This window comes from Pseudoduganella sp. R-32, assembly GCF_049913245.1.
GTDB lineage: Bacteria > Pseudomonadota > Gammaproteobacteria > Burkholderiales > Burkholderiaceae_D > Rugamonas.
The window spans coordinates 770,311-784,298 of sequence record NZ_CP183987.1; the positions used below are offsets into that span (position 1 = coordinate 770,311).

General features: G+C 63.9%; 8 protein-coding genes. 5 read left to right on the plus strand and 3 right to left on the minus strand.

Features of this window, described 5'->3' with window-relative positions:
• The first annotated feature begins 34 nt into the window (after window positions 1-34).
• The 4 genes from ACN9MU_RS03640 (at window position 35) to ACN9MU_RS03655 (ending at window position 10,348) form a co-directional block, all read left to right on the plus strand.
• Window positions 35-3,802, plus strand: coding sequence for a M48 family metallopeptidase (locus tag ACN9MU_RS03640; protein WP_426344177.1), 3,768 nt, complete (start codon window positions 35-37; stop codon window positions 3,800-3,802).
• Between the two features lie 50 nt (window positions 3,803-3,852).
• Window positions 3,853-5,607 (plus strand): M14 family metallopeptidase, encoded by a 1,755-nt coding sequence (locus tag ACN9MU_RS03645; protein WP_426320566.1) that lies wholly within the window; start codon window positions 3,853-3,855, stop codon window positions 5,605-5,607.
• Between the two features lie 89 nt (window positions 5,608-5,696).
• Window positions 5,697-8,024, plus strand: coding sequence for a GH92 family glycosyl hydrolase (locus ACN9MU_RS03650; RefSeq protein ID WP_426344178.1), 2,328 nt, complete (start codon window positions 5,697-5,699; stop codon window positions 8,022-8,024).
• Window positions 8,021-10,348: a GH92 family glycosyl hydrolase gene (locus ACN9MU_RS03655; RefSeq protein ID WP_426320570.1), complete on the plus strand. Its 2,328-nt coding sequence runs from the start codon at window positions 8,021-8,023 to the stop codon at window positions 10,346-10,348. Before ACN9MU_RS03650 ends, ACN9MU_RS03655 begins: the two co-directional genes overlap by 4 nt.
• 307 nt (window positions 10,349-10,655) lie before the next feature.
• Here ACN9MU_RS03655 and ttcA read toward each other — a convergent pair whose 3' ends face one another.
• The 3 genes from ttcA to ACN9MU_RS03670 are packed head-to-tail and all read right to left on the minus strand — an operon-like array spanning window position 10,656 to window position 12,768.
• A complete protein-coding gene (gene ttcA / locus ACN9MU_RS03660; protein WP_426167594.1) occupies window positions 10,656-11,561 on the minus strand; it encodes a tRNA 2-thiocytidine(32) synthetase TtcA in 906 nt (301 codons plus the stop codon).
• Window positions 11,558-11,956: a dihydroneopterin aldolase gene (locus tag ACN9MU_RS03665; RefSeq protein WP_057265902.1), complete on the minus strand. Its 399-nt coding sequence runs from the start codon at window positions 11,954-11,956 to the stop codon at window positions 11,558-11,560. The genes ttcA and ACN9MU_RS03665 overlap by 4 nt, the downstream gene beginning before the upstream one ends.
• A gap of 29 nt (window positions 11,957-11,985) precedes the next feature.
• Window positions 11,986-12,768, minus strand: coding sequence for an SDR family oxidoreductase (locus ACN9MU_RS03670; protein WP_426320573.1), 783 nt, complete (start codon window positions 12,766-12,768; stop codon window positions 11,986-11,988).
• A 53-nt stretch (window positions 12,769-12,821) separates the two neighbouring features.
• Here ACN9MU_RS03670 and ACN9MU_RS03675 point away from each other — a divergent pair, with 53 nt between their 5' ends.
• Window positions 12,822-13,985 (plus strand): class I SAM-dependent methyltransferase, encoded by a 1,164-nt coding sequence (locus ACN9MU_RS03675; RefSeq protein ID WP_426320575.1) that lies wholly within the window; start codon window positions 12,822-12,824, stop codon window positions 13,983-13,985.
• The last annotated feature ends 3 nt before the right edge of the window (window positions 13,986-13,988 follow it).

Here is a 13,988-nt window from a genome sequence, read left to right on the forward strand (position 1 = left end):
GTTACTCCATAGAATCGTTGGATGCAATAATTCTATGGAGTACATCATCGACACCGCCACCCCATCGCAGTCGGCCGTACTGGCCGAGCTGACCCGTCCCACCGCCGCCTACCAGCGCAGCGCGCGCCTGGCCGTTGCCGGCCTGCTGGTTTTTGTGCTGCTGTATTTTGGCCTGGCAGGCTGGTTCCTGTTCAGCGCCTGGCGCCTGGTGCACGCCAGCCAGCATAGCGGAAATGGCTTCGCCAACTGGTGCGCCGCCATCGTCGCCGTGCTGCTGGCAATCGTCATGTTGAAGGCCATCTTCGCCGTGCGTCACTCGATGTCGCCCGGCATGGTGGAGATCAAGCGCGAAGAGCAACCGCGCCTGTTCAATTACCTGATGGAGCTGGCCGATGCGGCCGGCGCGCCGCGCCCGCACCGCGTCTTCCTGTCCAATCGCGTGAACGCCGCGGTGTTCTATGACCTGTCGTTGCTCAACCTGATTTTCCCCTCGAAGAAAAACCTGGAAATTGGCCTGCCGCTGGTGAACGCCATGCCTCTGGGCGAGTTGCGTGCGGTGCTGGCGCACGAATTCGGCCACTTCGCACAACGTTCGATGGCGGTGGGCCGCTGGGCCTACGTGGCGCAGCAAGTGGTGCAGGAAATGGTGGCGCGCCGCGACAAGCTGGACGACGTCATCGAAGGCATCGGCCGCCTGGATATTCGCCTGCGCCTGGTGGCCTGGGTGGTTCAGGTCATCGTCTGGTCGCTGCGTTCGCTGGTGGAGCAAGCCTTCCGCCTGGTGGTATTGATGCAAAGGGCCCTGTCGCGCGAAATGGAAATGCAGGCCGACCTGGTGGCGGTGTCGCTGACAGGCAGCGACGCCTTGGTCCACGCATTGCACCGACTGGGCGCGGCGGACGACGCCTGGGAGCGTACCGTTGGATTCGTGTTCGGTGAATATGGGTCGGGCCGCGCCACCATTGACGCCTTTGCCGTGCAAAACCATGTTACGGCGCGCATGGCCGGCATCCTGGACGATCCATACTACGGCAAGGTGCCGCCGCTGCCGGCAAGTCAGCCGGAACAACACCGCGTCTTCAAGGCCGAACTGGGCCAGCCTCCGCGCATGTGGCAAACCCACCCGCAAAACCACGAACGCGAAGAGAATGCCAAACGGCGCTACCTGGCCGCCACGATCGACCAGTCCAGCGCCTGGTCGCTCTTCGACGATCCCGCGGGTCTGCGCCAGCGCATGACGACGCACCTGCTGGAAGGACAGGAAGGCAAGGCCGAGCCGGTCGAGCTGGAAGAAAGCCTGAAACGCCTGGCAAAGGAATATCGGCGCGAGCATTTCCAGAGCCGCTATTGCGGCGTGTATTTCGGCCGTTCCCTGACGCGCCACGCGGCACAGGCAGCAGAGCTGCGCGCTGCGCGTAATGCCCAACCGGCTGCCGAAGCCAGCGCGCTGTATCCGGTCTCGCTCAAGGAGGACGTGCGCCAGCTGCGCCAGTTGCAGGAGGAGCGCGCGCAATTGTCGGCCGTGATCAATGGCCACGCCCAGGTACAGGGCAATCGCGTCCAGCTGGGCGGCGAGGAGTACCGGGTGAACCAGCTGCCGGCAGCGCTGCAACGCACCGAAGAACGCATCGCCCAACTGGAAGAAAAGCTGCGCCGCCATGATGCAACAGTACGGGCCTGGCACTATGCGGCGGCGGTCAAGCTGGGCGAAGGCTGGCCCGCCTACCTGGACAGCCTGCTCGACGTGCTGCACTACGCTGAACATGGCGCCGCCAACGTGCGCGATGCCTGGGGCCTGGTGCTGAACACCCGCGCCGTGGTGACGGCCGTGGCGCGCCAGAGCGAGAGCAATATCCAGCGCCTGATCGCCGATTGCTGCGGCCTGTACGTGGTGCTGGACGAAATCTATCGCGGCAACGGCGCTGTGCAGCTCGACCCACAGTTGATGGAACGGCTGGACATAAAGGAGAGCTGGCAAGACGCATTGCAGAAATTCACGCTGCCGCCTGTCTCGCGCGACAACATCAACGACTGGCTGCAGGTTGTCGCCAACTGGACGTCCCATACGAGCAACTGGCTGGGCGCCTTGCGCTCCGCGGTGCTGGAGCAAATGCTGGTCAGTGAAACGCTGCTTGCCAGCCATGTGCGCAGCGGCGCGCCGATCGAAGCGGCACCGCAAGCGTGCCAGGTCCCCAAGACCTACAGCGTGCTGCTGGCAGGAAGCGAGCGCAAACTGCAAACCTCGCTGGACTGGTGGTCGCGGTTCCAGCGTGCCGACGGCTGGCTTGCCGGCGGCGCGCGGCTGGCCGTTGCGGGCGGCGTCGTGGTCAGCGTGCTGGGCATGGGCATGGCGCTCGGCACTTCGACCGTCATGGTGTACAACGGCCTGGGCACGGCGGTACGCGTCACGATCGATGGCAATTCGAAGCTGGTCGAACCGGGCCAGCACATCACGATCGATGCCAGCCCTGAAGAGGGGCATGCGGTCGAAGCCCGCCTGCCGGATGGCCGGCTGCTGGAAAGCTTCCACGCGCGCGATGGCGCGGACCAGTCGGTGTACAACGTCGCCGGCGGCACTGTGATGGCAACTGGCGTCGTTCACTACGGCGGACCCGGCAATGACGAGAACACCGTGCTTGGCGCACCGCGCTGGTTCGATACCGACGCCGACGTGCTGTTCGAAGAACCGCCGGAGTCGGTCAGCAGCAAGAGCAAGAAATGGCGCAAGGTGCTTGCCGCGGCGTCGGGCATGGAGCCGGAGTCGCTGTCGCAGCTCGTGAAGGACGATGCGCAGCGCAAGGCCATGGTATTGGCCCACGCACGCTGGGACAACATCAAGGCTCCATCGACCCGCGCCTGGCTGACGATGGCGCACGAGGACGGCGCGGGCGACGTGCTGGTACAGCGCCTGAAGGAAGACCCGGAAAACGTCCAGCTGCGGCGCGCAGAACAGGGCGTTGCCAACGAGTCGCCGGAGATTTGTGCGGCCGCGCGCGAGCGTGCCAAGGCACGCCCGGATGACGGCGACCGGCTCTACCTGGCGCTGCGTTGCGGGCAGTCCGCCAGCAAGGAGGAAATCGCGGCGGCGCGGGCACGCTTCCCGGGCAACGCCTGGCTGGCCTACCTGCACGTGCGCACCCTGCTGGATCAAGGCGCCTGGGAGGAAGCACTGGAGCCGCTGCGCAAGGTGCAGGGCAAGCTGCCGTACGAGAATGCCGATCTGGAAATGCAACTGGAACGTTTGCAGCGCCTGTTGGATGGCCAGGCCGGGAACCGCGCCTTGCCCCAAGGTTCGCGCGTCGCTGCCATGGCGCAGGCCGAGCGCGATGCGAATGATCCTTACGGCGCCCTCGCGCGCGGCGAGCTGGCCAAGGCGCTGGACGCGGTCAAGGGCGATCCGGGGCGGGCGGCGCGCATGCGCCGGCTGGTTGGGGCGTCCGATGGCGCCACTGCCGCCCAGGTGCAGGCTGCGCTGGAGGAACCGATGACAAACGGTATCGACCAGGTGACCTTGCTGGTAGGAGCGGCACTGGCGCTGCGCCATGGCCGCGATACCGAACCATACTGGGCCCAGGCGAAGCCGATGGGGGAATATGCGCTGCGCCTGCGCCGCTTCATCGAGGCTTCCGGGGCCGGCAAATACCAGGAAGCGGAAATGGCGCTGGGCGCAATGCCGATGGAAGCGCGTGCGCTGGCCTATGCGGCGGGCGTGGTGGCGGCAGGCGACGGCGCGCCTGCCCGCTGGCGCAAGACTGCGCGCCTGGCGCTGTTCGCTCCCGAGCGCCCATACCTGCGCAACTGAAGCGCACTATAATGCTCCGGCGTTTCCAACCCAACCGCCGGAGCATTGAGATGATTCGTAACGCCGTACTGCTTTCCCTGTTTGCCGCCTTCCCGCTGGCGCATGCCGCGCCGGACCTCTCGACGGTCGCCGAACGCTCCGGCTACCAGGCCACGGGCCGCTACGACGAAGTGCAGCGACTGTGCGCGGACTACCAGAAGGCCTACCCGAAAGCGGTGCGCTGCTTCTCCTTCGGCGAAACGCCGGAAGGCCGGCCGATGCTGGCGCTGGCCGTTTCCCGTACCGGCGCGCTGACCGCCGCTGCGGCCAGGCAGCGCAAGCTGCCGGTGTTGCTGGTGCAAGGCGGCATCCACGCCGGCGAGATCGACGGCAAGGATGCCGGCTTCCTGGCCCTGCGTGAGGCACTGGACGGCAAGACCGCCGCCGGTGCGCTGGACAAACAGGTCGTGCTGTTCATCCCCGTCTTCAACGTCGATGGCCATGAACGCTTCGGCAAGAACAACCGCCCCAACCAGCGCGGCCCGGTGGAAATGGGCTGGCGCGTCACCGCGCAGAACTACAACCTCAATCGCGATTACGTGAAGGCCGATGCGCCGGAAATGCAGGCCATGCTCAAGCTGGTCAACGAATGGGACCCGCTGGCCTACATCGACCTGCACGTGACCGACGGCGCCAAGTTCCAGCCCGACGTCTCGATCCAGGTCGAACCGGTGCACGGCGGCGATACGGCGCTGCTCCCGCTGGGCAAGGAGCTGCGCGACAACGTCATGGCCGACCTGCGCAAGCAGGGCTCCGACCCGCGCCACTTCTACATTTCCTTCGACAAGACCGATCAGCCGGATTCCGGTTTCGTCGACAGCATGGCCACGCCGCGCTTCTCGACCGGCTATTTCCCGCTGCGTAACCGCTTCGCCATGCTGGTGGAAACGCACTCGTGGCGCGATTACCCGCACCGCGTGAAGGTCACCCGCAACACGATTGTCTCGCTGATGGAGCAATTCGCGCAGCATGGCGCGGCCTGGGCCAAGGCCGCAGCGGAAGCCGATGTGCGCGCCGCCAGGCTGGCCGACATGCCCCTCAGCTACAAGACCACCGAGCGTACCGAGATGATCGACTTCCCGGGCTACGAGTACACCCGCACGCCGTCCGACGTCTCGGGTGGCGTCTGGACGAAATATGATGAATCCCGGCCGCAGAAATGGACCGTGCCGCTGCGCGACGAAGTGGTGCCGGATGTAATGGCCAAGGCGCCGGCCGGCGGCTACCTGGTCCCTGCTGCGCAAGCTGCACTGATTGAACCCAAGCTGAAAGTGCATGGCATCAGCTACAAGCGCCTGGAGCAGGCGCCGGGCAAGGTCTCAGTGGAAGCCTTCCGCGCCGACGAAGCCAAGCTGACAGCAAGCTCTTTCGAAGGCCACCAGCTCGCAAGCTGGAAAGGCGCCTGGAAGATGGAACAGCGCGAGGTGGGCAGGGGCGCCCTGTTCGTGCCGATCGCCCAGCCGAAATCGCGGCTGGTGATGACGATGCTGGAACCGGCAGGCGCAGATTCGTTGGCCGCCTGGGGCTTCTTCAACAACTACCTGGAGCGCAAGGAGTACATGGAGGAATACGTGGCCGAGGAGGCTGCCCGTGAAATGCTGGCAGCCGATCCGGCACTGGCAGCCGCCTTCAAGGCCAGGCTGGAAAGCGATGCGGCATTCGCCAAGAACCCGCGCGCCCGACTGGATTTCTTCGCCCGCCGCCACGCCACCTGGGATGAGCGCTACAACCTGTATCCGGTGTACCGCACGGGCCTTGTTTACTAAACTTTCTGAAACTTCGCCGTTTCTGTCACTTTCGATTGCGAGGAAAGATCGGGTAAAGGTATAAAAGCAGCATCATCAAAGGAGACACCATGGGTATCCGACCTTTCGTGGCGCTGTTTACTGCAACACTGCTGGCCGTCGCCGCCCAAGCGGCGCCCACGGGCAGTCCGGCTGCCGCCGTCAACGTGTTTATCGGCACGGGCGGCGACGGCCACACCTTCCCCGGCGCCAGCCGCCCGTTCGGCATGGTGCAACTGAGCCCGGATACCCAGGTGCGTCATTTCCGCCAAAGCTATCCATGGGCGGCGGGCTATCGCTACGAGGACAACTCCATCCTCGGCTTCTCCCATACGCATTTCTCGGGCAGCGGCCACTCCGACCTGGGCGACATCCTGCTGATGCCCTACAGCGGCGAAACCAAGCTTGAGCCGGGCTACCCCGAGCGACCGTTCAGCGGCTACCGTTCCCGCTTCCGCCACGAAGATGAGCGCGCGGAACCGGGCTATTACGCGGTGCGCCTGCAGGATCACGAGGTCGATGTCGAACTGACCGCCAGCGAACGCGTCGGCCTGCACCGCTACCGCTACGCCAAGGGCGCACAGTCAAAGCTGATCCTCGACCTGCGCCAGAGCATTTACGATTACGCCGGCAAGAACTTGTGGTCATCGCTGCGCCTGCGCGACAGCACCACCATCACCGGCATGCGCATTACGCGCGGCTGGGCGCCCGGACGCCAGGTCTACTTCGCCATGAAGCTCTCGCGCCCGGTCTCAAGCCACACCCTGCTCAACCGCGAGGAGGGCGTTGAATACAAGGGCTTCGCCGGTCCCGGCAAGACTCCGGCCGACAAAGTGCAGGTGGAAGGCAAGGCACTGGTGGCCGCCCTTGATTTCGGCATGCCGGAAGATGGCACGCTGATGGTCAAGGTCGCGCTGTCCGGCGTCAGCGAAGATGGCGCGCTGGCCAACCTGGAAGAAATGCCGGGCTGGGATTTCGATGCCGAACGCCAGCGCGCAAGCACAGCCTGGAGCGAGGCGCTGTCCGCCGTTGCCATCGAAGCGCCGGCCGACATGCGGAGCATGGTCTATACAAGCTTGTACCACGCCATGCTGGCGCCAAGCCTGTTCATGGACCGCGACGGCAGGTATCGCGGCCCGGACAACCAGGTGCACCAGGCCAAAGGCTTCCGCTACCATTCGACCTTTTCGCTGTGGGACACCTACCGCGCCCTGCATCCGCTTCTCACGCTGGTGCAGCCGGAACAGCGCAATGCCGACTTCGTGAATTCGCTTGTCGCATCGCGCCAGCATAGCCCGCACGGCATCCTGCCGGTATGGGCTTTCCACAGCCTGGAAACCTGGTGCATGATCGGCTACCACGCGGTGCCGGTGATTGCCGACGCCTACATGAAGGGCATCAAGGGCATCAATGCCGACGAAGCGCTGGCCGCGATGGTTGCCAGCGCCGACTATGGCCCGTACGGCGGCCTTGAACACTACAAGAAGCTGGGCTATGTGCCAATCGACCTGGAACCTGAAGCCGCCTCCAAGACCGTGGAATATGCCTTCGACGACTGGACCATCGCCCGCATGGCCGAGAAGATGGGCAAGAAGGATGTGGCCGCGCGCTTCTACCGGCGCGCGCAGAACTACCGCAATGTGTTCGACACCAAAACCGGCTTTGTCCGCGCCCGCAAATCCACCGGGGAATTCCGCGAGCCCTTCAACCCGGTGCAGTCCAACTTCGGCAGCGATTACACGGAGGGCAGCGCCTGGCAGTACTCCTGGTATATGCCTCACGATAACGCGGGCCTGGTCGGCATGCTGGGTGGCGACGCCGGCCTGCAGACGAAGATCGACCAGGTGTTCGACGCCAAGATCGATGACAAGGTCTACGCGCACATGGAAGACATCTCCGGCCTGATAGGCCATTACGCCCACGGCAACGAACCATCGCACCATGTGGCCTACCTGTACAACTACGCTGGCGCGCCGTGGAAGACCCAGGCGCGCCTGGCGCAGATCGTCGCCAGCCAATACCATAACAAGCCCGATGGCCTGGCGGGCAACGACGACCTGGGACAGATGTCCGCCTGGCTCGCCTTTACCGCATTGGGTTTCTACCCTGTGGCGCCGGGCAGCAACGAGTATGTGATTGGCCGCCCCTTCGTCGACAAGGCCACGCTGAACCTGCCGAACGGGAAACGCTTTGCCATCCGCGCGGAGCAGATGTCGGTGGCCAATCCCTATGTCGGCAGTGTCACGCTGAACGGCAAGCCCTTGGCGCGCACTTTCCTGCGGCATGAAGACATCATGGCCGGCGGCGAGCTGGTATTTCGCATGCAGGCCGGACCGAACAAGGAATGGGGCCGCGAAGCCGGCGCCCGTCCATATAGCCAAACGGGATATCAACAATGAGGAACACCATCTTCCGCGCCGGGCTGGCGCTTGTGCTGGCGGCCACCGCGCCGCTGGCAGCCGCACAATTCGTGGGCAAGGTCAGCGATCCGGTCGAGTGGGTGAACCCGCTGATGGGCACTGCCAGCAAACCGGAAATGTCGAACGGGAACACCTATCCCGCCATCGCAGTCCCGTGGGGCATGAACCTGTGGACGCCGCAAACCGGCAAGATGGGCAATGGCTGGACCTACCAGTACGATGCCGACAAATTGCGCGGGCTGAAACAGACGCACCAGCCCTCGCCATGGATGAATGATTACGGCCAGTTTTCGGTGATGCCGGTGACAGGCAGCAAACGCTTCATGGAAGACGACCGCGCCAGCGCATTTTCGCACAAGGCGGAGGTTTCCAAGCCGTATTATTACAGCGTCTACCTGGCGGATGCCAACGTCACCGCAGAACTCACGCCAACCGAACGCGCTGCCCAGTTCCGCTTCACTTTTCCTGAATCGGACAAGAGCTTTGTGGTGGTGGACGCCTTCGACAAAGGCTCCTACGTCAAGATCGTCCCTGGGCAGCGCAAGATTGTTGGCTACAGCACCCGTTACGCGCGCGGCCCGCTGCCATCCAGTTTCCGCCTGTATTTCGTGATGGTGTTCGACAAGCCGTTCAGCTCCACCGATGTGTGGCGCGGTAAGGAGCTGGTGGAAGGCGCGCTCGAAATGGAAAGCCAGCACAGCGGCGCCATTGTGGGCTTCAAGACCGGTCGCGGCGAGCAAGTGCACATGAAGGTCGCTTCGTCTTTCATCAGTCCCGAACAGGCCGAATTGAACCTGCAGCGCGAACTGGCCAACGACGATTTCGACGCTACGCGCGCACGCGCCAAGGCGGCATGGAACCGCGTACTGTCCAAGGTGGAAGTGGAGGGCGGCAGCATCGACCAGGTGCGCACGTTCTATTCGAGCCTGTACCGGATGGTGCAGTTCCCGAACAAGATGTATGAAATCGATGCCGCCGGCCAGCCGGTGCACTGGAGCCCTTACAACGGCAAGGTCTTGCCCGGCTACCTGTTTGCCGGCACCGGCTTCTGGGACACCTTCCGCGCCCTGTACCCCTTCCTGAACCTTGTCTACCCGTCGATCAACCGCGAAATGCAAGCCGGCCTGGCCAACGCCTACCGTGAAGGCGGCTGGCTGCCCGAGTGGTCTAGTCCCGGCTACGCCGACATCATGGTCGGCAACAACTCCGCCTCGGTGGTTGCCGATGCCTGGATCAAGGGGAGCCGCAGCCCGGACATCGAAACTCTTTGGCAAGCGCTCAAGCACGGCGCCGACAATGAAGGGCCGGTCAGCGCAGTTGGCCGCGCCGGCGTGAAGTACTACAACGAGCTTGGCTACGTGCCATACGACGTGAAGATCAACGAGAACGCCGCACGCACGCTGGAATATGCCTACGACGACTTCGCGATCTACCAGCTGGGCAAGGCACTGGGCAAGCCGGAGTCGGAGATCGGCGTCTACGCGCAGCGCGCCATGAACTACAAGAAGCTGTTCGACCCTGAAACGGGCCTGATGCGCGGCCGTAACAAGGATGGCAGTTTCCAGGCGCCGTTCAACCCGGTCAAGTGGGGCGATGCCTTCACCGAAGGAAATAGCTGGCACTACACCTGGTCGGTCTTTCACGACATCGACGGCCTGGTGAACCTGATGGGCGGCCGCGCAGCCTTCATCAACAAGCTGGATACGGTGATGAGCATGCCGCCCGTGTTTGACGAAAGCTATTACGGCTCCGTGATCCACGAGATCCGCGAGATGCAGGTGGCGAACATGGGCCAGTACGCGCACGGCAACCAGCCGATCCAGCACATGCTTTACCTGTACAACTTTGCCGGCGCACCGTGGAAGTCGCAGTACTGGATTCGCGAAACGCTGAACCGCATGTACAAGCCGACGCCGGATGGCTACTGCGGCGACGAAGACAACGGACAGACTTCGGCCTGGTATGTGTTCTCCGCGCTGGGCTTCTATCCTGTAACGCCGGCTGTCGGCCAGTACGTGGTGGGCGCACCGCTGTTCCAGCACGCCACCGTGCACCTGGAGAACGGCAAGCGGATTCGCATCAACGCACCGGCCAATGGCGCCGCCACGCGCTATATCCGCGCCGCGAAGCTGAATGGCCGCGCGCTGCAGCGAAACTGGCTGGGCCACGATGAACTGCTGCGCGGCGCCACCTTCGATGTGGAGATGTCGGCGCAGCCGAACCAGCAGCGCGGCACGGCTCCCGACGACGCGCCGTATTCCTTTTCGCGTGCTGAAACGGCGGCTACTTCGCCGAAACGATAGCGTCGATCATCCGCTGGGAATAGGGATCGCCCTTCACTTCTGTCGTCAGCATCATGGCGCGCCACAGCGGGACGATGCCGAAGCCCAGCGCGTCGAAGCGCTTTACCGCACAGTTGTTGAAAACTCGCTACCGTTGAATTTTTTGTTGATACCGATTTGTCGCTCGGACTCAAGGAGTTGTTGCGGTAGCTGGAAGAGCGCGCCGGCCTGCGTGAGCCAAACAAGAAGGAAACCTGGACCATCTGCGGATGAATCTGCGCGACGTGCTGGAAATGGCGCGCAGGCGGCGCGCCCTTCGCCAGCAGCGTTAGCCAGCCTGCAGTGGAATCACGCCGGGCACGGTTGCCGGCGTGGAGCAAGGCTCCTCGTCGAAAGCGATATCGCCCAGCGGGTTGGCGATGCCGTCGGTTTTCAGGTCCTTGAAGCCGAACAGCTCGCGGTCCATCAGGTGCGATGGCACCACGGTCGACAGGGCGGAGAAGGTGTTCTCCACGCGGCCGGGATGTTTCTTTTCCCAGTCGCGCAGCATGGCCTTGATCTGCTTGCGCTGCAGGTTCTCCTGCGAGCCGCACAGGTCGCAAGGGATGATCGGGAAGTTCTTCACCGCGGCGTAGCGCTCGGTGTCTTCTTCCTTCACATAAGCCAGCGGGCGGATCACCATGTGCTTGCCGTCGTCCGACACCAGCTTGGCCGGCATGCCCTTGATTTTCCCGCCGAAGAACATGTTCAGGAAGAAGGTCTCGAGGATGTCGTCGCGGTGGTGGCCCAGGGCGATCTTGTTGCAGCCCAGTTCATCGGCCACGCGGTACAAGATGCCGCGGCGCAGGCGCGAGCACAGCGAGCAGGTGGTTTTGCCTTCCGGGATCAGGCGCTTGACGATCGAGTAGGTATCCTGGTTCTCGATGTGGAAGGGCACGCCCAGCTTTTCCAGATAGGCCGGTAGCACGTCGGCCGGGAAGTTCGGCTGCTTCTGGTCCAGGTTGACGGCCACGATCTCGAAGTTGATCGGCGCGCGTTCGCGCAGCGTCATCAGGATGTCCAGCAGGGCGTAGGAGTCCTTTCCGCCGGACAGGCACACCATCACCTTGTCGCCGTCTTCAATCATGTTGAAGTCGCCGATGGCCTGGCCGACCAGGCGGCACAGGCGCTTGTGCAGCTTGTTGTTTTCGTAGGCGATCTTGTCTTCGGCCTTGGTGTCCACTACCGCGTTCATGCTGCGTCCTTGATCTTGAATACTTCAACGCCCACGCCTTCGCAGTCAGGATAGACGTCAGGCTTCATGGTCGACACACGGGCGGCGCGCACGCTTGGATGCGCCAGCATGGCCTGCACCACGTCGTCCACCAGGGTTTCCTGCAGGTGCACGTGGCCCTCGGCCATGCGGCGCGCAATGGTCTCGCGCATGAAGTCGTAGTCGACCACTTCGTGCAGTTCGTCGGCCTTTGGCGTGGACACGGCCAGCGGGATATACAGGTCAACGTTGATCAGTACGCGCTGCTCGCCTTTCTTCTCGAAATCGTGCACGCCGATATTGATCAGCACTTCATAGTTGCGCAGGAACAGCCGGCGGCAGTCTTGCAGTTGCGGGTGAATCAGGGCGGACAGCATGGTGCTAAAACCTTAAAAGTGAAAATTCTTTATTTGGCCAGGAACATTACATCGCGCGGCGACGGCAGCAAATGCTGGCCGCCATCGACCAGCAGGGTAGTGCCGGTCACCGCACGCGCGCCTGCCGCATAGACCACGGCGGCGGCAATGTCCTCGGGAGTGCTGGAACGGCCCAGCGGCGTCTGGGTGTGCGCCTTGGCGAAGCCTTCCTCGCTCTGGTCTCCGGATACCATGGTGATGCCCGGCGCCACGCCCACCACCCGGACCTTCGGCGCCAGCGATTGGGCCAGCATGGTGTTGGCCGCCTGCAGCGCCGCCTTGGACAGGGTGTAGGACAGGAAATCAGGGTTGAGATTATAAAGCTTCTGGTCCAGCAGGTTCACAACCACGGCCTGGCCGCCTTCCGGCGTGGCGTCGTACAGCGCGCGCGCCAGCTGGATCGGCGCCGCCACGTTGGCGTGCATGTGGGCGTCGAGCCGGGCGTGGCTGAGATTCAGGTCGCTGTCGTAATCGAACAGGGACGCGTTGTTGACCACGCAGTCGACCCGTTCCAGTGCCTTCACTGCGGCGGGCAGCAGGCCGCGCACGGCTTCCTCGTCAGACAGGTCGCATTGCAGCGTGATGGCGCGGCGGCCGAGGGCGGCGACGGCCTGCGCCACTTCGCGCGCTTCGTCGTGCGAGTTGCGGTAGTGGACGGCGATGTCCCAGCCGGCGCGCGCCAGTCCCAGCGCGATTTCGCGTCCCAGGCGGCGGCCGGCGCCGGTCACCAGGGCCACGCGCGGCTGTTCGGGCGTCGGAGTTGAAGTAGTCATAGTCAAATTGAGCAAAATGGCGCCGGCTGGCGCTGAACCGCTACAATGCCGGCATGTCTTTACCAGCACCTTCCCCCGACGCGCTGGCCGCGTCCCAAGCCCTGCAGCGCCTGATTGCCGACGACATCGCGCGGCAAGGCGGCGCCATTCCGTTCTCCCGCTTCATGGAGCAGGCGCTGTATGCGCCCGGCCTGGGCTATTACAGCGGCGGCGCCGCCAAGCTGGGCAAGGATGGCGATTTTACAACCGCACCCGAGCTGAGCGCCCTGTTCGGGCAGTCGCTGGCGCATGTTGCAGCCGCTATTATGGACCAAAGCGCGCCGCATATCCTTGAATTCGGCGCTGGAACGGGCAAACTGGCGAGGGATATCCTGACCGAGGCGGCGCAAGCCGGCATCGTGGTCGAAAGCTATTCCATCGTCGAACTCTCCGGCGAACTGCGCGCCCGCCAGCAAGAGCTGCTGCGCGCCTTCCCGCAGGTGCGCTGGCTGGATGCCCTGCCGGAATCGTTTGAAGGCGCGGTATTCGGCAACGAAGTGCTGGATGCCATGCCGGTCGACGTGATCACCCTGGCCGACAGCGGCTGGCAGTCGCTGCACGTGGCCGCCGAGGCCGACGAGGCAGGCGGCGCATGCTTCGCCTGGCGCCCGGTGGCGGCCGACGCCGCGCTGCAGTCGCAGATCGAGCGCCAGGTTCCTGATACGAAAGCGCTGCCGGTCGGCTATGTGACCGAAGTGCACGGCGCCGGCTGCGGCTTCATGGCCACGCTGGCCGCCATGCTTGCAAAAGGCAAAGGCGCCGCCTTCCTGTTTGATTATGGCTTCCCGGCGCGCGAATACTACCTGGGCGACCGCGCCACCGGCACCCTGATGTGCCACTACCGCCACCACGCCCACGCGGAACCGTTCTACCTGCCAGGCCTGCAGGACATCACCGCCCACGTCGACTTCACGGCGATGGCGCTGGCGGCGCAGGACGCGGGCGCCGACGTCATGGCATATAACAGCCAGGCCGGCTTCCTGATCGGCGCCGGCATCGGTGAGCTGATGCAGCGTTTCGACCCGGCTGACGCCCTGAATTACCTGCCGCACGCTAACGCACTGCAGAAATTGCTTTCTCCAGCCGAAATGGGAGAATTGTTCAAGGTGCTGGTGATTGGCCATGGCATTGAATTGCCGGGTCAATTGCTGCGTAGCGACCGCAGCCACCGTTTGTAATAT

What these genes read in the sequence shown, in the direction of transcription:
- ACN9MU_RS03675 (WP_426320575.1), top strand. Translation starts at nt 12,822, where the DNA reads ATGTCTTTACCAGCACCTTCCCCCGACGCGCTGGCCGCGTCCCAAGCC.
- ACN9MU_RS03645 (WP_426320566.1), top strand. Translation starts at nt 3,853, where the DNA reads ATGATTCGTAACGCCGTACTGCTTTCCCTGTTTGCCGCCTTCCCGCTG.
- ACN9MU_RS03650 (WP_426344178.1), top strand. Translation starts at nt 5,697, where the DNA reads ATGGGTATCCGACCTTTCGTGGCGCTGTTTACTGCAACACTGCTGGCC.
- ACN9MU_RS03665 (WP_057265902.1), bottom strand. Translation starts at nt 11,956, where the DNA reads ATGCTGTCCGCCCTGATTCACCCGCAACTGCAAGACTGCCGCCGGCTG.
- ACN9MU_RS03670 (WP_426320573.1), bottom strand. Translation starts at nt 12,768, where the DNA reads ATGACTACTTCAACTCCGACGCCCGAACAGCCGCGCGTGGCCCTGGTG.
- ttcA (WP_426167594.1), bottom strand. Translation starts at nt 11,561, where the DNA reads ATGAACGCGGTAGTGGACACCAAGGCCGAAGACAAGATCGCCTACGAA.
- ACN9MU_RS03640 (WP_426344177.1), top strand. Translation starts at nt 35, where the DNA reads ATGGAGTACATCATCGACACCGCCACCCCATCGCAGTCGGCCGTACTG.
- ACN9MU_RS03655 (WP_426320570.1), top strand. Translation starts at nt 8,021, where the DNA reads ATGAGGAACACCATCTTCCGCGCCGGGCTGGCGCTTGTGCTGGCGGCC.